At 72.6% G+C, this 18,555-nt stretch carries 19 protein-coding genes; 16 read left to right on the top strand and 3 right to left on the bottom strand.

All coding sequences use genetic code 11. The features are described 5' to 3' along the window. Positions 1 to 6: 6 nt before the first annotated feature. The 8 genes from ACFW3D_RS27795 (at position 7) to ssuE (ending at position 7,535) form a co-directional block, all read left to right on the top strand. Complete coding sequence (locus tag ACFW3D_RS27795; RefSeq protein WP_500508301.1) at positions 7 to 1,035, top strand: ABC transporter permease; 1,029 nt, start codon at positions 7 to 9, stop codon at positions 1,033 to 1,035. Then, positions 1,032 to 1,928 carry an ABC transporter permease gene (locus ACFW3D_RS27790; RefSeq protein ID WP_500508299.1) on the top strand — a complete coding sequence of 299 codons (897 nt, stop codon included), beginning with the start codon at positions 1,032 to 1,034 and terminating at the stop codon, positions 1,926 to 1,928. Before ACFW3D_RS27795 ends, ACFW3D_RS27790 begins: the two co-directional genes overlap by 4 nt. Further along, positions 1,925 to 2,803 (top strand): ABC transporter ATP-binding protein, encoded by an 879-nt coding sequence (locus tag ACFW3D_RS27785; protein WP_500508296.1) that lies wholly within the window; start codon positions 1,925 to 1,927, stop codon positions 2,801 to 2,803. Before ACFW3D_RS27790 ends, ACFW3D_RS27785 begins: the two co-directional genes overlap by 4 nt. Continuing rightward, positions 2,800 to 3,681: an ABC transporter ATP-binding protein gene (locus ACFW3D_RS27780; protein WP_500508293.1), complete on the top strand. Its 882-nt coding sequence runs from the start codon at positions 2,800 to 2,802 to the stop codon at positions 3,679 to 3,681. The genes ACFW3D_RS27785 and ACFW3D_RS27780 overlap by 4 nt, the downstream gene beginning before the upstream one ends. 27 nt (positions 3,682 to 3,708) lie before the next feature. Then, positions 3,709 to 5,049: an NtaA/DmoA family FMN-dependent monooxygenase gene (locus ACFW3D_RS27775; RefSeq protein ID WP_500508291.1), complete on the top strand. Its 1,341-nt coding sequence runs from the start codon at positions 3,709 to 3,711 to the stop codon at positions 5,047 to 5,049. A gap of 20 nt (positions 5,050 to 5,069) precedes the next feature. Beyond that, positions 5,070 to 6,116, top strand: coding sequence for an LLM class flavin-dependent oxidoreductase (locus ACFW3D_RS27770; protein WP_500508288.1), 1,047 nt, complete (start codon positions 5,070 to 5,072; stop codon positions 6,114 to 6,116). A gap of 1 nt (position 6,117) precedes the next feature. Continuing rightward, positions 6,118 to 6,909: an alpha/beta hydrolase gene (locus ACFW3D_RS27765; protein WP_500508285.1), complete on the top strand. Its 792-nt coding sequence runs from the start codon at positions 6,118 to 6,120 to the stop codon at positions 6,907 to 6,909. 68 nt (positions 6,910 to 6,977) lie between these two features. Further along, positions 6,978 to 7,535, top strand: a complete 558-nt coding sequence (gene ssuE, locus ACFW3D_RS27760; RefSeq protein WP_500508282.1) for an NADPH-dependent FMN reductase — start codon at positions 6,978 to 6,980, stop codon at positions 7,533 to 7,535. 55 nt (positions 7,536 to 7,590) lie between these two features. Here ssuE and ACFW3D_RS27755 read toward each other — a convergent pair whose 3' ends face one another. Next, positions 7,591 to 8,499 (bottom strand): LysR family transcriptional regulator, encoded by a 909-nt coding sequence (locus ACFW3D_RS27755; RefSeq protein WP_500508279.1) that lies wholly within the window; start codon positions 8,497 to 8,499, stop codon positions 7,591 to 7,593. 126 nt (positions 8,500 to 8,625) lie between these two features. On the opposite strand from ACFW3D_RS27755, the gene ACFW3D_RS27750 reads away from it, so the two are divergent. The 4 genes from ACFW3D_RS27750 (at position 8,626) to ACFW3D_RS27735 (ending at position 11,625) form a co-directional block, all read left to right on the top strand. Further along, on the top strand, positions 8,626 to 9,174 hold the full coding sequence (locus ACFW3D_RS27750) for a universal stress protein (protein ID WP_500508277.1): 549 nt from the start codon (positions 8,626 to 8,628) through the stop codon (positions 9,172 to 9,174). A gap of 61 nt (positions 9,175 to 9,235) precedes the next feature. Beyond that, on the top strand, positions 9,236 to 9,490 hold the full coding sequence (locus ACFW3D_RS27745) for a hypothetical protein (protein WP_500508274.1): 255 nt from the start codon (positions 9,236 to 9,238) through the stop codon (positions 9,488 to 9,490). A 450-nt stretch (positions 9,491 to 9,940) separates the two neighbouring features. Next, positions 9,941 to 10,738, top strand: coding sequence for a hypothetical protein (locus ACFW3D_RS27740; protein ID WP_500508271.1), 798 nt, complete (start codon positions 9,941 to 9,943; stop codon positions 10,736 to 10,738). Continuing rightward, on the top strand, positions 10,735 to 11,625 hold the full coding sequence (locus ACFW3D_RS27735) for a nickel/cobalt transporter (RefSeq protein WP_500508268.1): 891 nt from the start codon (positions 10,735 to 10,737) through the stop codon (positions 11,623 to 11,625). The genes ACFW3D_RS27740 and ACFW3D_RS27735 overlap by 4 nt, the downstream gene beginning before the upstream one ends. 194 nt (positions 11,626 to 11,819) lie before the next feature. Here ACFW3D_RS27735 and nicT read toward each other — a convergent pair whose 3' ends face one another. Continuing rightward, positions 11,820 to 12,956: a Nickel transporter NicT gene (gene nicT, locus ACFW3D_RS27730; protein ID WP_500508266.1), complete on the bottom strand. Its 1,137-nt coding sequence runs from the start codon at positions 12,954 to 12,956 to the stop codon at positions 11,820 to 11,822. Between the two features lie 122 nt (positions 12,957 to 13,078). On the opposite strand from nicT, the gene ACFW3D_RS27725 reads away from it, so the two are divergent. From ACFW3D_RS27725 to ACFW3D_RS27715, 3 genes are all read left to right on the top strand, one after another. Further along, positions 13,079 to 13,678 (top strand): Fur family transcriptional regulator, encoded by a 600-nt coding sequence (locus tag ACFW3D_RS27725; RefSeq protein WP_500508264.1) that lies wholly within the window; start codon positions 13,079 to 13,081, stop codon positions 13,676 to 13,678. A 79-nt stretch (positions 13,679 to 13,757) separates the two neighbouring features. Then, complete coding sequence (locus ACFW3D_RS27720) at positions 13,758 to 14,375, top strand: superoxide dismutase (RefSeq protein ID WP_500508261.1); 618 nt, start codon at positions 13,758 to 13,760, stop codon at positions 14,373 to 14,375. 338 nt (positions 14,376 to 14,713) lie between these two features. After that, positions 14,714 to 17,014 carry an esterase-like activity of phytase family protein gene (locus ACFW3D_RS27715; protein WP_500508258.1) on the top strand — a complete coding sequence of 767 codons (2,301 nt, stop codon included), beginning with the start codon at positions 14,714 to 14,716 and terminating at the stop codon, positions 17,012 to 17,014. A gap of 173 nt (positions 17,015 to 17,187) precedes the next feature. Here ACFW3D_RS27715 and ACFW3D_RS27710 read toward each other — a convergent pair whose 3' ends face one another. Continuing rightward, the gene (locus ACFW3D_RS27710) at positions 17,188 to 17,934 is read right to left on the bottom strand and encodes a class I SAM-dependent methyltransferase (RefSeq protein WP_500508256.1); all 747 of its coding nucleotides are present in this window, start codon (positions 17,932 to 17,934) and stop codon (positions 17,188 to 17,190) included. 110 nt (positions 17,935 to 18,044) lie between these two features. Between ACFW3D_RS27710 and ACFW3D_RS27705 the strand changes: the two genes are divergently transcribed. Then, complete coding sequence (locus ACFW3D_RS27705) at positions 18,045 to 18,518, top strand: carboxymuconolactone decarboxylase family protein (protein ID WP_500508254.1); 474 nt, start codon at positions 18,045 to 18,047, stop codon at positions 18,516 to 18,518. Positions 18,519 to 18,555: the final 37 nt, after the last annotated feature.

Raw genomic sequence — 18,555 nt, 5'->3', positions numbered from 1 at the left:
AACCCGATGACGACGACCGCTGCGCCGGTCGCCCCCACCCCCCGCCGCGGCGCCGCCGCGGCCCGGGCCCGGCACACGGCGGGCCGGGTCCTGGCCGCCCTCGCCCGCTCCGTGGCGATCATCGTGCCCGTGTTCCTGGTCGCGACCTTCGTCACCTTCGCGCTGCGGGCGCTGAGCGGGCTCAGCCCGGCACGCATCCAGCTGGGCGAGGACGCGACACCGGAGGCCATCGCCCGCGTCGAGGCCCAGTGGGGGCTCGACCGGCCGTTCCTGGTCCAGTACGGGGACTGGCTCAACGGGATCCTGCACGGGCGGCTCGGCACCAGCTGGGCCAACGGCGCCGACATCTCCACCCTCATCGGTCTCGGCCTGGGCGTCAGCCTCTCGGTCGCGACACTGGCCCTGCTCATCGGCGTGGTCGTCGGATTCGCGCTCGGCACGCTGGCTGCGCTGCGCAGCACCACCTGGATCGACCGCGCGATCACCGGCTTCGTCACGGTCGTCTCGGTGATGCCGGCCTTCGTGGTGGGCATCGTGCTGGTCGTCGTCCTGGCCGTAGGGCTCCACTGGTTCCCCTCCGGCGGCTACGTACCGGCCGAGCAGGGGGTCGGGCCGTGGCTGGCGCACATCACCCTGCCCGCCGTCGCGCTGAGCTTCGACGTGATCGCCGACGTCGCCCGCCAGTTGCGCGCGGGCCTCGTGGCGGCCCACCGCGAGAACTACGTGACGGGCGCGGTGGTCCGGGGACTCGGCCCGCGCCGGATCTTCTTCGGCCACGTCCTGCGCAACGCCCTCGGTCCCGCGCTCGCCACGCTCGGCCTGAAGTTCCCGGCCCTGGTGGGCGCCTCCGTCGTCACCGAATGGATCTTCGGTCTGCAGGGCTTCGGCAGGTTCGCCAACGACGCCGCCCAGGCCGGGGACGTACCCGCCGTCCAGGGCGTCCTCGTGGTGTCGATCGTCCTGGTCGTCTCCTTCAACCTGATCGTCAACCTGGCGCTGGCGCGCGTGACGCCGGCCGCACAACGGGGGGTGTGACCAGGGTGCGACGCGTCCTCGCCCTCACCTCCGGCCGGATCGCCGCGGCCGTCCTGACCGTGATCGCGCTGCTGGCGCTGCTCGGCCCTTGGCTCGCGCCACTCGATCCACTGGCCACCGGCGACAACACCCTTGCCGCCGCCTCGGGCTCGCACTGGCTGGGCACGGACTACCTCGGCCGTGACGTCCTCAGCCGGCTCCTGGACGGCTCCCGGGTCAGTGTGCTCGGCTCACTCGAAGTCGCCCTGACGGCACTGGTCGTGGGCGCGGTGCCCGGCATCCTGTCCGTCTACTGGGGCCGGGTCTTCGAGTGGGCGACCCTGCGCCTGGCCGACACGCTCGTCGCGCTGCCGTTCCTGCTGTTCGCCGTCGCCGTGGTCGCGCTCCTCGGCAATGGCCTCACCCAGGCCATGCTGGTCACCGGTGTGCTGGTGTCACCGCTGTTCTACCGGGTGACCCGCGCCGCCACCCTGGCGGTGGCGCGCTCACCGTACGTGGAGGCGGCGATCGTCTCGGGCGCCTCCACGGCCTGGATCGTACGCCGCCATGTATGGGGCAAGATCCTCCCGCCCGTCGCGGTCGCACTCGCCCAGACCATCGGCGTCGGCTTCGTGATCGTCTCCAGCCTGACCTTCCTCGGCATCGGTGTGCAGCCGCCGGCCCCCACCTGGGGCGGCCTGCTCGCCTCCGACCTGGGCTACCTCAGCCACCAGCCGTGGGCCCCGGTGGCACCCGCGCTGCTGATCACCGCCACCGTCTGGGCCAGCAACCTGCTCGCCGACGCGATCCGCGACGTGTCCGGCGAGGCGGGCCGCGCGCTGCTCGACAGCCGCGGGGCCCGCGCCGGCCGGCCCGGCAGGACCGAACCCGCCCCTACCGGAGGTGCGCGATGACGACCGTGTCCGAAGGCCTGCTCCCCCGACGTGCCCCGGAGGCCGTGCAGGGCGGCCAGGTGTCGCCGCTGCTGTCGCTGCGCGACGTGCGCATCGGCGACCGGTCCGGCGACCGCGAGGTCGTCCACGGGGTGAGCTTCGAGCTCGCACCCGGCAAGGCGGTGGGCATCGTCGGCGAGTCCGGCAGCGGCAAGACCCTCACCTGCCGCGCCGCGCTCGGCATCCTGCCCGCGCACTTCGAGGTCACCGGCGGGTCGATCGAGATCGACGGCACCGACATCGCCACCCTGACACCCGCCCGGTGGAGGGCCCTGCGGGGCAGCACGATCAGCGCCGTCTTCCAGGACCCGGCCTCCTACCTCAACCCGTCGATCCGGGTCGGCGCCCAGATCGCCGAGGTCCTGCGGGCCAAGAAGGGGCAGCGGCGCCGTGCGGCCCGCCGGCAGGCCGTCGAGCTGCTGCGGACGGTGCAACTGCGCGATCCCGAGATGGTCCACGGCAGTTACCCCCACGAGCTGTCCGGGGGAATGCTCCAGCGCGTCCTGATCGCGGCGGCGATCGCCGCGGGCCCGCGGATCCTCATCGCCGACGAGGCCACGACCGCCCTCGACGTCACCGTCCAGGCCGGGATCCTCGACATGCTCGCCGAACTGCGCGAACGGACGGGGCTGGCCCTCGTCGTCGTCTCCCACGACCTGGCGGTGGTCGCCCAGATCTGCGACGAGGTCGTCGTCCTGCGGGACGGCGAGGTGGTCGAGCAGGGCCCGACCCGCACGGTGCTGCACGACCCGCGGCACGAGTACACCCGTCTGCTGATCGCCGAGCACGAGCAGTACGGCCTGGACAGGTTCCGCACCGTGAAGGAGGACGCATGACCGGCGAGCCATCGCCGACGAGGACCACCGCCGCCTCCCACGACGATGCGGAACCCGTCGGCCCCGTACTGGAGATCACCGGCCTCGACGTGCACTACGGTCCGCGCCACCGGCGCCGGCAGGCGCTGCGCGGGGTCGGCCTGACCGTCGCGCCCGGCGAGACCGTCGGCCTCATCGGCGAGACGGGATCCGGCAAGTCCACCCTGGCCCGGACCGTGCTGGGCCTGGTACGCGCCTCGGCGGGTTCGGTCGTCGTCGGCGGGGAGGACGTGACCCGTCACGGCCCGCGGCAGTGGCGCGCCCTGCGCCGCCGCGGCGTCGTGCAGTACGTCTTCCAGGACCCGCTGCGCAGCCTCGACCCGGACCTCACGGTCGAGGAGTCCCTCACCGAACCGCTGCTCCTGCAGGGCGTCCCTCGTGAGGAGGCGGCCGAAAGGGCGCGGGCGTTCCTCCCCCGCGTCCGTCTGCACGGGGAACTCCTGGGCCGGCTGCCCGGGGAGCTGTCCGGCGGCCAGCGCCAGCGGATCGCGGTCGCCCGGGCGCTGGTCACCGGACCGCGCCTGGTCATCCTCGACGAACCGGTGAGCGCCCTCGACGCGGCCAACCGCGTGCAGATCCTGGAGATCCTCAAGGAGCTCCGCGCCTCCGGTGCGGCCCTGGTCTTCATCTCCCACGACCTCGGCTCCGTGGCCGGCGTCTCCGACCGCGTCGCCGTGCTCCACCAGGGCGAACTCGTCGAGACCGGCACCACCCACGACGTCGTCAACCACCCCCGCCACGCCTACACGCGCCTGCTCATCGGCTCCGCTCCCACCCTGCACTCCGCCCCGGCGGACCGGGCCGAACGCGAGGCGCTGCGCGCCCTGCTGCACACCTGACCCCACGACAGAACAGGAACAGCCACCATGTCCCGCAGGATCCACCTCGCGCTCCACCCCTACGGCGTCGGCGGCCCCGGCCAGCACGGCCTGTGGAAGGACGCCCGCGTCGCCAAGAACGCCAGCATCGACATCGACTACTACATCGCGCAGGCCAAGGCTGCCGAACACGCCCTCTTCGACGCCCTCTTCATCGTAGACAGCCAGTTCATCAACGCCACCTACCCGGCCCACTACCTCAACCGGCTGGAGCCGCTGACCCTGCTGTCGGCGGTCGCCACGCACACCCGTCACATCGGCCTGGTCGGCACCGCGAGTTCCACGTACAACTCGCCGTTCAACCTCGCCCGCCGCTTCGGCTCCCTCGACCACATCAGCGGCGGCCGCGCCGGCTGGAACGTCGTGACCAGCTTCGACACCGGGACCTCCAGGAACTTCGGGTTCGAGGAGCACCTGGACTACGCCTCCCGGTACGGCCGGGCCCTGGAGTTCGTGAAGGTCGCCCGGGGCCTGTGGGACTCGTACGAGGACGACGCGTTCCCGGCCGACGTGGAACGGGGCGTCTTCCTCGACCCGGCCAAGCTGCACGCCCTCGACCACGTGGGCGAGCACTTCACGGTCGCCGGCCCCCTCAACCTGTCCCGGTCCCCGCAGGGCCAGCCGGTGATCTTCCAGGCCGGTGTCTCCGAGGAGGGCCGCGACCTGGCCGCCCAGGTGGCCGAGGGCATCTACGCGCCCGGCGGCACGCTCCGGCAGGCGCAGGAGTACTACGCCGACATCAAGGCGCGCACCGCCTCCCACGGCCGCGACCCCGACCACATCAAGATCTTCATCCACGGCGGACCGGTCGTCGCCGCCACCGACGAGGCCGCCCGGCGCCGCGAGCGGGAGATCTTCGAGGAGGACAACGACTTCGACCGCAACCTCGCCCTGCTCGGCCGCTCCTTCGGCGCCTACGACTTCAGCGTGCACGACCTCGACGCACCCTTCCCGGACGTCGCGCACCTCGCCGAGAAGGGCGGACGCACGGGCGCGGCCCGCATCATGGAGCGGGCCAGGACGGAGAACCTGACGCTGCGCCAGGTCGCCCAGTCGGCGAACGAGTTCCGCGCCTCCCCCTTCGTCGGGTCGCCGCGGACCGTCGCCGACACCATCGAGCAGTGGTTCGACGCCGGCACCTTCGACGGCATCAACCTCGCCTTCCGCACCAACGACGAACTCGAGCTCTTCGTCGACGGCGTCGTACCCCTCCTGCAGGAGCGCGGCCTGTTCCGCACCGCGTACGAGGCCGGCACCCTGCGCGGCAACCTCGGCCTGCCGGTGCCCGCCAACCGCCACACCCGCGAGCGTCTGCTCGTGGCCGACTGAGGACGGGACGGGAACAGGTCATGACCACCGAGAGCCCGCGCCTCAGGCTCGGCTTCCTCACCCACGTCCAGGGCCGGGACGACGACCCGGTCCGCACCTACCGCAACGCCCTGGAGCTCTTCGTCGCCGCCGACGAACTCGGCTTCGACACCGGCTGGGTCGCCCAGCACCACGTACCCCTCGGCGGCGGGGGACTCTCCTCGCCCTGGACGTTCCTCGCCCACGCCGCGGCGCACACCACCCGGATCCGGCTCGGCACCGCCGTCACGATCCTGCCACTGGAGGACCCGGTCCGGCTCGCCGAGGACGTCGCCACCGTCGACACCCTCAGCGGGGGCCGCGTCGAGATCGGCGTGGGCAGCGGCTACAACGCCCTGGAGTACGCCGCCTTCGGCCGGGACGTCGGCCGCAAACGCGAGCTGACCAGTGAGCACCTCGGCGTGCTGCGCCGGGCACTGGCCGGTCAGGAGGTCGGGGCTCCCGGCTTCCGTGTCCAGCCGGCAGCCGGCGACTTCGGCGACCGCCTCTGGCAGGGCGCCTTCAGCGCGCAGGGCGCCGCGTACGCGGCGGCCGGCGGGTCGAACCTCCTGCTCAACCGGGCGGCGTACGGCTTCGACTCCCCCACCGACGTCGTGCAGCGCCCGTGGGCGGACGCGTACCTCGACGCCTGGGACCGGCCGCGCCGCCCGCGGATCGGGCTGTCGCGGTTCGTCTTCCCGGCGAAGGACCGGCGGACGGCGCTGCGGCAGATCGGCGAGGACGTCCACCGGGCCGCGCTGCGGATGGCGGAGGGCGGCGCCTTCCCGAAGGGCCTGGACGTGGACGAGGCGTTGCGCCGCTTCCACTCCTTCCACGGGCATCCCGAGGAGATCGTCGCGGCGCTGCGGCAGGAGCGGGTCCTGCCCGTCGCGACCGACCTGATCACTCAGTTCAACCCCGCCGTCCCCGACCACGACGCGGCGCTGCGCGCCCTGGAGCTCATCGCGACCGAGGTGGCGCCGGCCCTCGGCTGGCGGCGCGCCGCCGGGTCCGGGCCCCGGCCCCGCCCCGAGCCGGCAGGAGTCTGACATGACCGAACACGCCACAAGCGGCGCCGGACACACCGACCACCACGGCCCGGAGGGCCTGCTCACCCGCGGCACGGTCGTCGTGGTGCCCGGCCGGGGCGAGACACGGGCGACCTACACCCGCTTCGGGCGGCGGCTGGCCGCCGACGCCTACCGCGTCCGCGTCGTCGATCCCCCGGAGCCGGGCACCGGTGACCTCGCCGGCTCCCTGACCCGGTTCGGCGAACGTCTCGCGGACGCCGTAGGGGGCACCGCCGCGGAGGGTGCGCCGGCCGCCCCCGTCGTCCTGGTGGGCGCCGACTCGGGCGCCGCCGCGCTCGCCGCGCTCCTCGGCGGCCCCGGCCCGGCCGGCGTCGTCCTGCCGGACGGCCTCGTCCTCGCCGGGCTCCCCGGCCGGGCAACCTCCGCCGAGGACGGCGGCTGGGAAGGGGAACTCGACGTCCGCACCTCCTGCCCCGCCCACCGCGACACGCTGACCCGGGACCCGCGCGTACGCCGGGGCTCGCTGGGCGAGGCCGTGCCGGACCGCCTGCTGACCGCCGCGTACGAGGCCGAACTCGCCCTCCCCGCGCTCTTCCTCGTCGGTGACGCCGACCCGCTCGCCGATCACGGCGCACTCGCGCGCACCGCCAAGTCCCAGCGCCGCGCCCGGCTCTCGGTGGTCCGCGGCGCCCACCACGACGTGCTCAACGACCTGCAGCACCGCTCGGTGGCCGCCGAGGTCGTCACCTTCCTGGAGACCCTGCGCAACGGGCTGGTGCCCGTCGTGGCGGTCGAATCCAGCGGCTGGTGACCGCCCCGCGGCCCCGGCCCGTCCGGACACCGCACGTTCTCCCGCCCGCCCGAACCCGGAAGGTCCCCATGGCCGTCATCCTGTCCGTCTCCGGAAGCCCCTCCGCCACCTCCCGCACCGCACGCCTGCTGCGCCACCTGGACGACCGGCTGCGGCTCCAGGGCCACGAGGTCGTCCCCCTGGACGTGCGCACCCTGCCCGCCGACGCCCTGCTCGGCGCCGACGTCCGCCACCCGGCGATCACCGGGGCCGCGGCCCTGTTCCAGCGGGCCGACGGGGTGGTGATCGGCACGCCCGTCTACAAGGCCGCCTACTCGGGTCTGCTGAAGTCGCTGCTGGACCTGCTTCCGCAGTTCGCCCTCGCCGACAAGACCGTGCTGCCGCTGGCCACCGGTGGCACCACGGCCCACGTCCTGGCCATCGACTACGCGCTGCGTCCGGTGCTCAGCTCGATGGGCGCCGCCCACATCGTCCCGGGGTGGTTCACGCTCGACAGGGACCTCACCGTCGCCGACGACGGCACGCTGACCGTCGCGCCCGCCACGGCCGAGGCGCTGACGCAGGTCACCGACCGCTTCTCCGCCGCACTGGGCGGCCGTGCGCCCGTACTGGCACCCACCGGGTGAGCACCGGGTGAGCCTTCCCCCTGGCCGCCCGCGCGCCGCGACCCGCGTCCGGCGATCACATCGAGGGTCCGGTCTCCTCGCACAGGTCGCGGATCGCGGTCACGTGCGGGTGCCAGGGGCGCGTGGCCGGGCCGGTGAGGAACAACCGCCGTTCCACCCGCGGCAGTACGGGCACGAGGATGAGTCCGCCGGGCAGCATGCTCCCTGTCAGGGAAGGGACGACCGCGACACCGAGGCCGGCCTCGACCATGCAGAGCAGCGTGCCGAGTTCGCGGATGTGCTGCGTGGGACGGTACGGAACCCCGGCCAGCGTGTGGAGTTCCCTGAGCTGGCTCTCGGCGCCGGAGGTGGTGGCGAGCAGCGGGTCGTCCAGGAGGTCGGCCAGCTCGATGGACTCCTCACCGGCCAGCGGGTGGTCGCCGCGCATGACGGCCTCGAGCGCGTCGGTCCCGACCGGGACGGCCCCACGGGGCGCCGGGTCCGGGTCGATGAGGATCGCCGCGTCGACCGTGCCGCTCTCCAGCCACTGGGCGATCTCCTCGGCGAAGCCCTCGAAGAGCCTGATCTCGACGTGCGGGGCGTGCTCGCGCCAGAGCTTCAGCAGCCGCGGCAGCAGCCCGTGCGCGGCGGTCGGCGGCACCGCCAGGGTGATCGTGCCCTCGGCGCCGGCGTCCTGCCGGGCGGCCGCCGCGGCGGCGAAGGCCCGGGCCGCGGCGAGGGTGGCGCGTGCGTGCGGCAGCAGCGCGTCGCCCAGGGGCGTGGGCGCGACGGGGGCGGTCCGCCGCACCAGTTCGCCCCGCACGGCACGCTCCAGGGACGCGAGGGAATGCGACACCGAGGACTGGCTCATGCCCAGCGCGGCGGCGGCCGTACCGAAACCCCGGTGGTCCGCGATCGCGACGAAGACGTTCAGTTGCCGCAGGGTCACGTCCATCGGCACCTCGCATCTCGGGATGAATGCCATCGATTTGCCTCATCCTACGGCGCTCGGCCACGCTGGCAGGGTTCCCACCGGACCCGCAGAAGGAGACGCGGCCATGCCGAAGCCGACACCGCTCTCCTATCGGGCGACCGTTCCGGGGGCCGGCGCATGACCGGCCGGGCGGGACGCGCGGAACGGGCCGGCCGGGTCGTCGTCGGCGCGAGCGGTTCCCTGGCCAGCCTCGCGGCGCTGCGCCGCGGCCTCCTCGAGGCCCGGGCCACCGGCCGGCGGCTCCTCGCCGTCATGGCGTGGCAGCCGCCGGAGGGCGAGGTCCTCTACCGCCTGCTGCCCGAGTCCTCCTGGGCGGACGCGTGGGCCAAGGAGGCGGCTCGGCGGCTGGACCGGGCCCTGGACGACGCGCTCGGCGGTGTCCCGCCGGACGTACGGATCGAGCGGTGGGTCGTCATGGGCACCCCGGGGGCGGTGCTGTGCGCCGTCGCGCACGGCGCCGCGGACCTCCTGCTCGTCGGCGCGGCACGCCCCTCGCGGACAGCGCTGGGTCTGCACCGCAGGCCCGTGCAGCGGGCCGTCCTCGCGCACGCGGTGTGCGACGTCCTGATCGTCGGCGGGCCGAGGCTGCTGCCCCGCGAGGCGCGACTCCTGCGCCGCGGCCGCAGGCGCGACGCCCGGCCGGGGGCACGTCAGGACCGGTGCTGAGCCCGGACACCGCGTGCGCGTCCGCGTCGCGGCCCCCCGGACCCGAGGAGGTAACCCCCGTATGACCGAAGGGCCCGGCCCCGTAGCCCACCCCGGCCTCCTCCCCGACCCCCGCAGCGCCCGTGAGTGCCGGACCTGCCGCGGCTGGGGCACGCTGGTCGCCGCTCCCGGCGGCCTCGCCCTGTGCCGGGGCTGCCAGTTCCCCGATCAGCGGTCCGGCCCCGCCGTCCCGTACGCCCCGGAGGCTGCCCCGCGGCGCGCCGCCCGGTACTGCGCGGCCGCACCGGCCGTCCGCCGCACCGCCATCGGGCGCTGAGACCCGGGGCGGCGCCGACCGGACGGGGTCACCCCTCCGGACGCCGTCCCGCGGGGCCTCCCGGCGCGGCTCCGGCCAGGACGCTGCTGTCGACACTTCGGAACAGTCGGCCGTGTCCGAGGGCGTGTGCGCCCTCGGGGGCGAGGCGTGTCACCTCGCAAGTCCCTCGTGGGCGGCCTCGAACGAAGCTCGTGGACTCCTTCCGCCACAGGTCGGTCCCGCTCGGACAGACCCCGAGGACCCCCTGTACCCACGTCTTCACAGGGCAGACCTCGGGGGCCGGCAAGCTGCATGTGCGGTGCCCGTGCGACTCGTGGGGAAGCAAGTTCATCTGGCCTCCACGTGATGGTCGGGAGAAAGTCCGGCCAGTTGTACAGAGTGCCGTTTCGGCGTGACCTCACTGCGCGCCGGAACTCCGCCCGAGTCGGGCCGCACGAAAGATGCACTGCCTTGTCCCTTCTCCGCCTGGGCCGCCTGAGGGCTTCGGTCCGCCCGGCGCTGCGCACCGCGCTGGCAGGAGCCGCACTTGCGATCTGCTCCGCCGTTGCCGGACCGGCTCCTTCCGCATCCGCGCATCCGTTCGGCCCGCCGTCGACGGCTGAGGTGAGCGTCGACGGCTCGCGCCTCGTGATCGCGTGGAACACGGACAAGCTCGACTGGGTGGCGCTCGGCCAGTCGCTCGGAGTGTTCAAGGGGCAGGACGGCGGGAGGAGTCCGTCGAGCCTTTCCTTCGCGCAGCGGCTGCAGGGCTCGCCGGTCGTCCGCGACTACCTGCTCAAGCACCTTGCCGTCGCCCAGGCCGGACGTCCGTGCCACGCAGCGGTCGTCGGGGCCATGGAGAACTTCCTTGCCCGAGGAGCGCAGGTCGCCTTCGACTGCCCGGCTCCCGTGGTCGACGTGGACGTCACGATCAGCGCGCTGACGGATCTCCACCCGGCGTATCGGACCATGCTCACCTCCACCGGCCCCGCTCAGCCCCAGCAGACGCTGTTCACCTCCGCCCGGCCGTCCACGCACCTGCGGTTCACGGCCTCCGGCGGAGGTGTCCGCAGAACGGTCGCGGCCTTCTCCGTCGGCACCTTCGTCGCCGCCCTCGGCATCGGCGGGTTCGTCCTCTGGCGGTCGCGCCGCCGCAAAGCCGCCGGAGTGGGCGGCACTCCCACCTCGGTTCGGCACACGCAGACTGCGCCACGCGAGCAAGCCGCGGCGCCCGCCGACAACGGCACCCCTTCCAGGAGCAACGCATGACAGGGATAGGAAGTCTCGACAACCACCTGCTCGCCCTCTTCGACGGTGGATCCCTCTTCTGGGTCGTCCTGATCGTCGCGCTCGGCGTCGGTGCCGCTCACGCGGTGGCCCCCGGCCACGGCAAGAGCATCACGGCCGCCTACCTGGTGGGGACACGCGGACACTACAAGGACGCGGCACGCCTCGGCGTCATCGTCGCGACGATGCACACCTTCTCGGTACTCGTCCTCGCCCTCCTGTGGGTGGGAGTCAGCAGCACGGCGGTCAGCACGAAGACCGCGACAGCATGGATGCAGGTCGCGGCGGGAGCGGTCGTCGCGATCGTGGGCGCGGGCCTGGTGAACCGGCACCTGCGTGGCCGCGGCCACTCCCACGGGCACTCCCACGGGCACGGTCACTCCCATGAGCACACCGATGGGCATGACCACACCCACGAACATCACACCCACGACGCGGCCGCACAGGACGACAGCGCCCACGCCCACCACCACGTGGAGCAACTGACCAATCCCTGGTCACGCAAGGGACTGGCGGCGCTGGCCCTCTCCGGTGGTCTGCTGCCGTCGCCGTCGGCGTTCCTGATCTTCGTCAGCGGACTGCTGACGGGTCGCGCGCTCGGGGCCCTCGCCATCGTGATCACCTTCGGAGTCGGCATGGCGCTGACGCTCACCGGCGTCGGTGTCGCCACCATCCGCGGATTCTCGCTCGTGGAGCGGCAGTTCCGCGGCCGCACGGCGACCGCCAAGTTGCGCACGTGGACGCCCCTCCTGGCCGGTGTGGCGGTGGTGACGGCGGGCTGCTTCTACATCTTCAGTGCGGTCTCCACGCTGCAGGACGACGGAAACGACAACCTGGTGCCCACCTCCAGCACCGCGAGGGTGCCGTAGGTCTGGTGCGTGTGTAGTCGCCCTCCCCTCTCGGTCACAAGCTGCTCGAACTCGTCGGCCTCCCGGGCCCCGCACGGCCGGTCGGTGGTCCGGTCGCTGCCCGGGCACCTCCGTCCGAAGGAACGCGGACGCCCCCGGACCGGTCGGCGTGGTCCGGGGGCGTCGGTATCGGGCGGGATCCCGAAGAAGAGGGCTCAGTCGGCGTGCGGTTCCGCGGGACGCAGGTTCGCCGTCCACTTCTCCTCGATGCGGCCGAACTTCCACACCAGCACGGCGACGAGCCAGGTGGCAAAGAACAGCCCGACGATGACGAAGCCGATGATGTTGAGGTCGAGGCCGGAGACCCGGTCCCAGAACGCGCCGTGCAGGCCGGCCTTGTCGGCGATCAGGCCGAGGAGTTCGACGGTGCCGATGATGAGGGCGACGGCGACCGACAGTCCGGTGATGGTGAGGTTGTAGTAGACCTTCCGGACGGGCTTGGAGAAGGCCCATTCGTAGGCGAAGTTCATGAACGAGCCGTCGATGGTGTCCAGCAGCGACATGCCGGCCGCGAAGAGCACCGGCAGGCAGAGGATCGCGTACCAGGGCAGCCCCGAGGCGGCGCCGGACCCTGCGAGGACGAGCAGGGCGACCTCGGTGGCGGTGTCGAAGCCCAGTCCGAAGAGCAGGCCGAGCGGGTACATCTGCCAGGGCTTGGTGATGGACTTCATCAGCCGGCCGAGCAGCCGGTTCATGAAGCCGCGGTTGTTCAGCTGCTCCTCCAGGGCGGCCTCGTCGAAGTGGCCGGAGCGCATCTGGCGGAAGACCTTCCAGATCCCGGCCAGGATCAGCAGGTTGATGACGGCGATGAGGTAGAGGAACGTGCCGGAGACGGTCGTGCCGATCCAGCCGGTGACGTTGTGCAGCCCGGAGTCGTCGTTCTCCACCGGCCCCGCGAGCGCCTTGACGCCCAGCGACAGCAGGAACGCCAGCCCGAAGACGATCGAGGAGTGTCCGAGGGAGAACCAGAAGCCGACCGAGAGCGGCCGCCGCCCTTCGCCCATCAGTTTGCGGGTGGTGTTGTCGATGGCCGCGATGTGGTCGGCGTCGAAGGCGTGCCGCATGCCGAGGGTGTAGGCGGTCACGCCGATGCCGACTCCGAAGGACTTCGTGCCGAGGTTGTAGTGCTCCGGGGCGACGACGGCCACCAGAGTGAACCAGCCGATCACGTGCAGGCCGACGACGAAGGCCGCCATGCCCCCCACGCGGGCCCATTCCTGGCGGCTGAGCGCGTGGCGGACGCGGTGGAGCAGGGGCTGGGCCGCCGGTACGGCGGGTGGAGCGGTGGACATGAGCGCCTCTTTCTGGACATGCCTGCCGACATGTCAAATTAGGCGCGAGCGAAAATTACCTGCAATCTCTTTGCAGTTAACAGTGCTCATAAGGCAATGAAGTGGTCAAGGGGAAGGCGGGCATGAGGCCGACGGCAGCAACGAGGGACGCATGGAACGCGAACCGCCCGAGCGGGCATGAGGCCAACGTGTTGCGAGCGTACGGACTGCGGTGCACCCGGCCCCGGCTCAGCCTCCTGGCCCTGCTCCGCGACCACGGCGGACACCTGACCGCGAACCAGATCCGCGGCCACTTGGCCGACCGGGGCGTGAGCGTCGACATCACGACGGTCTACCGGACCCTGGAAACCCTCACCGACCGGGGCGTGGTGAGCATGACCCACGGCCCCGCCACCACCGTCTACTGCCTCACCCGCAGCTCACACCATCACGCCACCTGCAGCCGCTGCGGATCCGTCACCGAGCAGGATGCAGAGCGCCTGACGACCGCGATGCGCGCCGCCGAGGAGGCCACCGGCTTCCGGCTCGACGCGGAGGACGGCCTCATGCTGCGCGGCCTGTGCCCCGATTGCCGCACGGGCGGGGCCGGCCAGGGCCGGCGGGTTGCCGGTTGGAAAGACGATCACCCCGCGGGAAGGACCGCACCCGGGACCGCGGGCACGACGACTCCGAAGGCTGACGGGCCGACCCCGCCTGAAGGACATACTGCTGCACTAATGTAGCTGTTGCAAGTTCTTCGCAATAACGACGTAGGCTGACCGTGGCTCAACCGATCACATCGCCTGAAAGGGGTTGTGCCTGATGGGCACGTACTCGCTTCCCGATATGCCCTACGACTACGCCGCACTGGAGCCCGCGATCACCGGGCAGATCCTCGAGCTCCACCACGCCAAGCACCACGCCGCCTACGTCAAGGGCGCCAACGACACCCTCGAGCAGATCGCCGAGATCCGGGACAAGGACCAGCTCACCCCGACCGGCCTGGTCGGCCTGGAGAAGACCTTCGCCTTCAACCTCTCCGGCCACGTCCTGCACTCGATCTTCTGGCAGAACCTCTCCCCCGACGGCGGCGACCGCCCCGACGGCGCCCTCGCGGATGCCATCGACGAACACCTCGGCGGCTTCGAGGCCTTCAAGAAGCAGCTCACCGTCGCCACCGCCTCCGTCCAGGGCTCCGGCTGGGGCGTGCTGGCCTGGGAACCCCTCGGCAAGCGCCTGATCGTCGAGCAGGTCTACGACCACCACGGCAACGTCGGCCAGGGCACCACCCCGCTCCTGGTCTTCGACGCCTGGGAGCACGCCTACTACCTCCAGTACAAGAACGTCCGCCCCGACTACGTCACCAAGCTCTGGGACCTCGTCAACTGGAACGACGTCATCTCCCGCTTCGAGGCGGCGAAGGCCGCGTCCGGCGTCTGACGCACGGCGCGCATCCGGCCCCGCCCGCACAGCAGGCGGGGCCCCCGCGCCGGCGGGCACGGCCACGCCTCCGCCCCGGCCGATGCGACCACGTGCCATCGCCGCGGCCGCTCCCACCCCGTGGGATCCGGCCGAACCGACAGGGCGTCACCACCCCGCGGTTCGCGCCGCGCCCGGCCCGCGTCCCGCACCCTCACCCGCACCCGCACCCGCACGGACCGGGGTGTTCCGGTCACGCCATGCGGACGATCTTCGCCGTTTGTTCACCTGTGCGCCCGATTGCGCTGGTCCGGTGGCGAGATGATCGCCTTTCCGACCGTTAGCGCAACGGAGAGACGATGCTCCCCAAGAGAACCTACGCCGCGCTCACGACCGCGGCTGTCGCTGCCGGCACGCTGGTGGCCGCGAGCCCGGCGAGTGCCCACCACCCGCAGGTGACGCCGACCTTCCAGCGCACCGCGACCTACCCGGTCTTCCAGAACCGCCCGGCGGGCGAGGACCCGGCCACCGCGACCGTCGCCGAGATCTCGGCGGTCAGCGAGGACGGCCGCACCCTGGTCTACACCGACGCCCTGGCGCGCCGGATCGGCTTCCTCGACATCACCAGGCCGGGCAGCCCGCGCGGGCTGGGCACGCTGTCGCTGGCCGAACTCGGCGACACCGAGGACGAGCCGACCTCCGTGGCCGTGGTCGGCCAGTACGTGCTGGTCGTGGTGAACACCAGCAGCGGCTACTCCACGCCTTCCGGACGCCTCGACGTCATATCCCTGCGCGACCGCGAGCGGGTCACCAGCATCGACCTGGGCGGCCAGCCGGACTCCATCACCATCACCAAGGACAAGCGGTACGCCGCCATCGCGATCGAGAACGAGCGCGACGAGGAGGCGACCCCGCCCGGCGGCGAGGAGGGCGACCTGCCCCAGGCCCCGGCCGGCTTCGTGCAGATCGTCGACCTCAAGGGCGCCTCACCGCAGCACTGGCGCACCCGGGCCGTGCCGCTGACCCGGCCCGACGGCGGCGCGCTGCCCGTGCTGACCGCCGCCGGGATCGTCGAGCCCACCGACCCGGAGCCGGAGTACGTCGCGGTCAACGGCCGCGACCAGCTGGTCGTGACGCTGCAGGAGAACAACGGGCTCGTCCTGGTGGACCTGCCGACGGGCCGCATCACCAAGGCCTTCAGCGCCGGCACGGCCACCGTCCGCGGCATCGACACCGTCAAGGACGGCGTCATCGACCAGACCGGCTCGATCACCGATGTGCGCCGCGAGCCCGACGCCGTCAACTGGATCGACGACCGCTACTTCGCGACCGCCAACGAGGGCGACTGGAAGGGCGGCACGCGCGGCTGGACCGTCTTCGACAGCCGCACCGGCAAGGTCGTCTGGGACGCGGGCAACAGCTTCGAGCGCCTGGCCGTCCGCTACGGCCTGCACAACGAGGACCGCGCGGGCAAGAAGGGCACCGAGCCGGAGGGCGTGGTCGTCGCCACGTTCCACGGAGTGCGGTACGCCTTCGTGGGCTCCGAGCGCAGCAACTTCGTCGCCGTCTACGACGTCAGCCGCCCGACCGCCCCGGTCTTCCGCCAGATGCTGGCCACCACCAACGGCCCCGAGGGGCTGCTGCCGATCCCGTCGCGCGACATGCTCGCGGTCTCCAGCGAGGAGGACGACGCCTCGGTCAACGTGCGGGCCTCGGTGAGCCTGTTCCAGCTGGGCAAGGGCACGCCGTCGTTCCCCGGCATCGTCTCGGCCCCGGACTCCACCGGCGCGCCGATCGGCTGGGGCGCGCTCGGCGCGCTGTCCGCCGTCCCCGGCAGGCCGCACGAGCTGTACACGGTCACCGACGCGGCGTACTCCGTCACCAGGATCATGACCATCGACACCTCGCGGAAGCCGGCGGTCATCACCCGGGCCCTGACCGTCAAGGACGCCGACGGCAAGCCGGTCGGCTACGACGCCGAGGGCATCCACGCCCGTCCCCAGGGCGGCTTCTGGCTCGCCGTCGAGGGCGCGACCGGCGACGGCAACAAGCTGGTCCGGCTCGACCGCGACGGCGTGACCCGCCAGGTCGTCCCGCTCCCGGCGGACGTCGCCGCGGGCCTGGCGAAGCAGGGATTCGAGGGCGTCACCGCCACCACCGACCGGGACGGCCGCGAGGTGGTCTGGGCCACCCTGCAGCGCGAGGTCAAGGGCGACCCGGCCGGGGTCGTCAGGATCGGCCGCTACGACGTCCAGTCGGGCACCTGGAGTTGGTTCGGCTACCGGATCGGCACCACCGACACCCCGGGCGACTGGATCGGCCTGTCCGAGATCACGGCGGTCGGCGACAAGCTCGCCCTGATCGAGCGGGACAAGCTCAACGGCCCCTCCGCGAAGATCAAGCGCGTGTACACGGTCGACATGCCCAAGTCCGCCGCCCCGTCGGGCCCGCTCCAGGTGCTGCCCAAGAAGCCGGCCCACGACGTGCTGCCCGACCTGCGGGCGACGAACGGGTGGACCCAGGAGAAGCTCGAGGGCCTCACCGTCGGCGGCGACGGCCACGTCTACGCCGTGACCGACAACGACGGCCTGGCCGACGCCACCGGCGAGACGGTCTTCCTGGACCTCGGTTCCGGCAAGAAGGTCTTCGGGAAGCGCTGATCCTCCGCGCCGACCTCACCCGTACGGCCGCCGGTTCCCCGGCGGCCGTACGCGTCAGTTGCGTGCGAGCTCGGCCGGCGGGTCGGAGTGCCGGGGCGTCCACCCCGGTTCGGCGGCGGCACGGGCCGGGGACGGCCAGGACCCGTCGCGCCCGCCGTGATGCCGTGCGGGTGTCAGCGGGGTTCCGGTGGCGCTTCCGGCCGGCGCGCGACGAAGACGAATTCCCGGCCGGGCCGGTCCGGGGCGTCCCGTACATGGTCCACGACGTACCCCTGCGCGGCGAGTGCCTCCTCGACCTCCTCCCGCCCGCGGAACCGCAGGGTCGAGGTCGAGGTCAGCACCTCCCGGCCCGCGCCGAGAACGTAGGTCCAGCGGAAGGTCACCAGCGGCCCGCTGACGTCGAGCAGTTCGACCCAGTGCTCCACCGGCCCGGTGCCGGACACGTCCACGACCCGGTGCGACGCCTCGCGGTTCCAGCCCTCCCATGCGCGCGCGGCCGGGTCCCGCGTCTCGAACACCAGGCGGCCCCCGGGCCGCAGCGCCTCGTAAGCCCCCCGCAGGGTCCGCCGCCACGCCCCGGGATCGACGATCGCCTGGGCGACGTTGGCCGTCATCGTCGCCAGGTCCACGCGCAGCGGCGGAAGGGCCGTGGCGTCCCCCTGGATCCAATGCACGCGCGCGCTCCCCCGCTTGGCCCGGGCGACGTCGAGGACCGCACGGGCCGGGTCGACGGCGAAGACCTCGATGCCGAGCCCGGCCAGCCGCAGGGCGAACACCCCCGTGCCGCAACCGATGTCCAGCACGCGGCGCGCGTCGAACTCCCGCACCAGGGCGGTGTACGCGTCCAGGTCCCCGCGGTCGGGGTCGAGGTCGTCGTACAGCGCGGCCAGGCGCGGGTTCCGGAACTCCTCGTCAGCCATGCGGGTGACGCTACCCCGGGGAGACCCACGTCACATCCGTGTCCGCGTCACGTTTCCGGCGGCCCGTCCGTCATGGCTGCACAACCGTCACCACGCAGGAGGAGCCCACGATGGAAGCCCGTGTGAACCTGTTCGGCAACGCGCTCGCGCTCAAGTTCTTCAAGCACATCAATTCCGCGGGCAGGGTGCCGGCGGAGTCGGGCCTGCCGGCCGCGACCCAGGAACTGGTGAAGATCCGCGCCAGCCAGATCAACGGCTGCGCCTTCTGCGCCGACATGCACACCAAGGAGGCCGCCGCGGCCGGCGAGACCTCGGTGCGCCTGAACCTGATCGCCACCTGGCGCGAGGCCACCGTCTTCGACGACGCCGAGCGCGCCGCCCTCGAACTCACCGAGCAGGGCACCCGCATCGCCGACGGCGCCGGCGGCGTCACGGACGAGGTCTGGGCGAACGCCGCCAAGCACTTCGACGAGGACCAGCTCGTCGCCCTGATCGGTCTCATCGCCGTCATCAACGCCTACAACCGCATCAACGTGATCAACCGTCAGCCCGCCGGCGACTACCAGCCCGGCCAGTTCGGCTGAGTCCGGGCTCCCGGTCACGGACGGCCCGGTACCCGGC

It is taken from the genome of Streptomyces sp. NPDC058864 (genome assembly GCF_042742985.1).
Lineage (GTDB): Bacteria > Actinomycetota > Actinomycetes > Streptomycetales > Streptomycetaceae > Actinacidiphila.
This window is presented reverse-complemented; position numbering and strand designations above follow the sequence as displayed.

What these genes read in the sequence shown, in the direction of transcription:
- ACFW3D_RS27795 (WP_500508301.1), top strand. Translation starts at nt 7, where the DNA reads ATGACGACGACCGCTGCGCCGGTCGCCCCCACCCCCCGCCGCGGCGCC.
- ACFW3D_RS27785 (WP_500508296.1), top strand. Translation starts at nt 1,925, where the DNA reads ATGACGACCGTGTCCGAAGGCCTGCTCCCCCGACGTGCCCCGGAGGCC.
- ACFW3D_RS27780 (WP_500508293.1), top strand. Translation starts at nt 2,800, where the DNA reads ATGACCGGCGAGCCATCGCCGACGAGGACCACCGCCGCCTCCCACGAC.
- ACFW3D_RS27775 (WP_500508291.1), top strand. Translation starts at nt 3,709, where the DNA reads ATGTCCCGCAGGATCCACCTCGCGCTCCACCCCTACGGCGTCGGCGGC.
- ACFW3D_RS27770 (WP_500508288.1), top strand. Translation starts at nt 5,070, where the DNA reads ATGACCACCGAGAGCCCGCGCCTCAGGCTCGGCTTCCTCACCCACGTC.
- ACFW3D_RS27765 (WP_500508285.1), top strand. Translation starts at nt 6,118, where the DNA reads ATGACCGAACACGCCACAAGCGGCGCCGGACACACCGACCACCACGGC.
- ssuE (WP_500508282.1), top strand. Translation starts at nt 6,978, where the DNA reads ATGGCCGTCATCCTGTCCGTCTCCGGAAGCCCCTCCGCCACCTCCCGC.
- ACFW3D_RS27755 (WP_500508279.1), bottom strand. Translation starts at nt 8,499, where the DNA reads ATGGCATTCATCCCGAGATGCGAGGTGCCGATGGACGTGACCCTGCGG.
- ACFW3D_RS27750 (WP_500508277.1), top strand. Translation starts at nt 8,626, where the DNA reads ATGACCGGCCGGGCGGGACGCGCGGAACGGGCCGGCCGGGTCGTCGTC.
- ACFW3D_RS27745 (WP_500508274.1), top strand. Translation starts at nt 9,236, where the DNA reads ATGACCGAAGGGCCCGGCCCCGTAGCCCACCCCGGCCTCCTCCCCGAC.
- ACFW3D_RS27735 (WP_500508268.1), top strand. Translation starts at nt 10,735, where the DNA reads ATGACAGGGATAGGAAGTCTCGACAACCACCTGCTCGCCCTCTTCGAC.
- nicT (WP_500508266.1), bottom strand. Translation starts at nt 12,956, where the DNA reads ATGTCCACCGCTCCACCCGCCGTACCGGCGGCCCAGCCCCTGCTCCAC.
- ACFW3D_RS27725 (WP_500508264.1), top strand. Translation starts at nt 13,079, where the DNA reads ATGAGGCCGACGGCAGCAACGAGGGACGCATGGAACGCGAACCGCCCG.
- ACFW3D_RS27720 (WP_500508261.1), top strand. Translation starts at nt 13,758, where the DNA reads ATGGGCACGTACTCGCTTCCCGATATGCCCTACGACTACGCCGCACTG.
- ACFW3D_RS27715 (WP_500508258.1), top strand. Translation starts at nt 14,714, where the DNA reads ATGCTCCCCAAGAGAACCTACGCCGCGCTCACGACCGCGGCTGTCGCT.
- ACFW3D_RS27710 (WP_500508256.1), bottom strand. Translation starts at nt 17,934, where the DNA reads ATGGCTGACGAGGAGTTCCGGAACCCGCGCCTGGCCGCGCTGTACGAC.
- ACFW3D_RS27705 (WP_500508254.1), top strand. Translation starts at nt 18,045, where the DNA reads ATGGAAGCCCGTGTGAACCTGTTCGGCAACGCGCTCGCGCTCAAGTTC.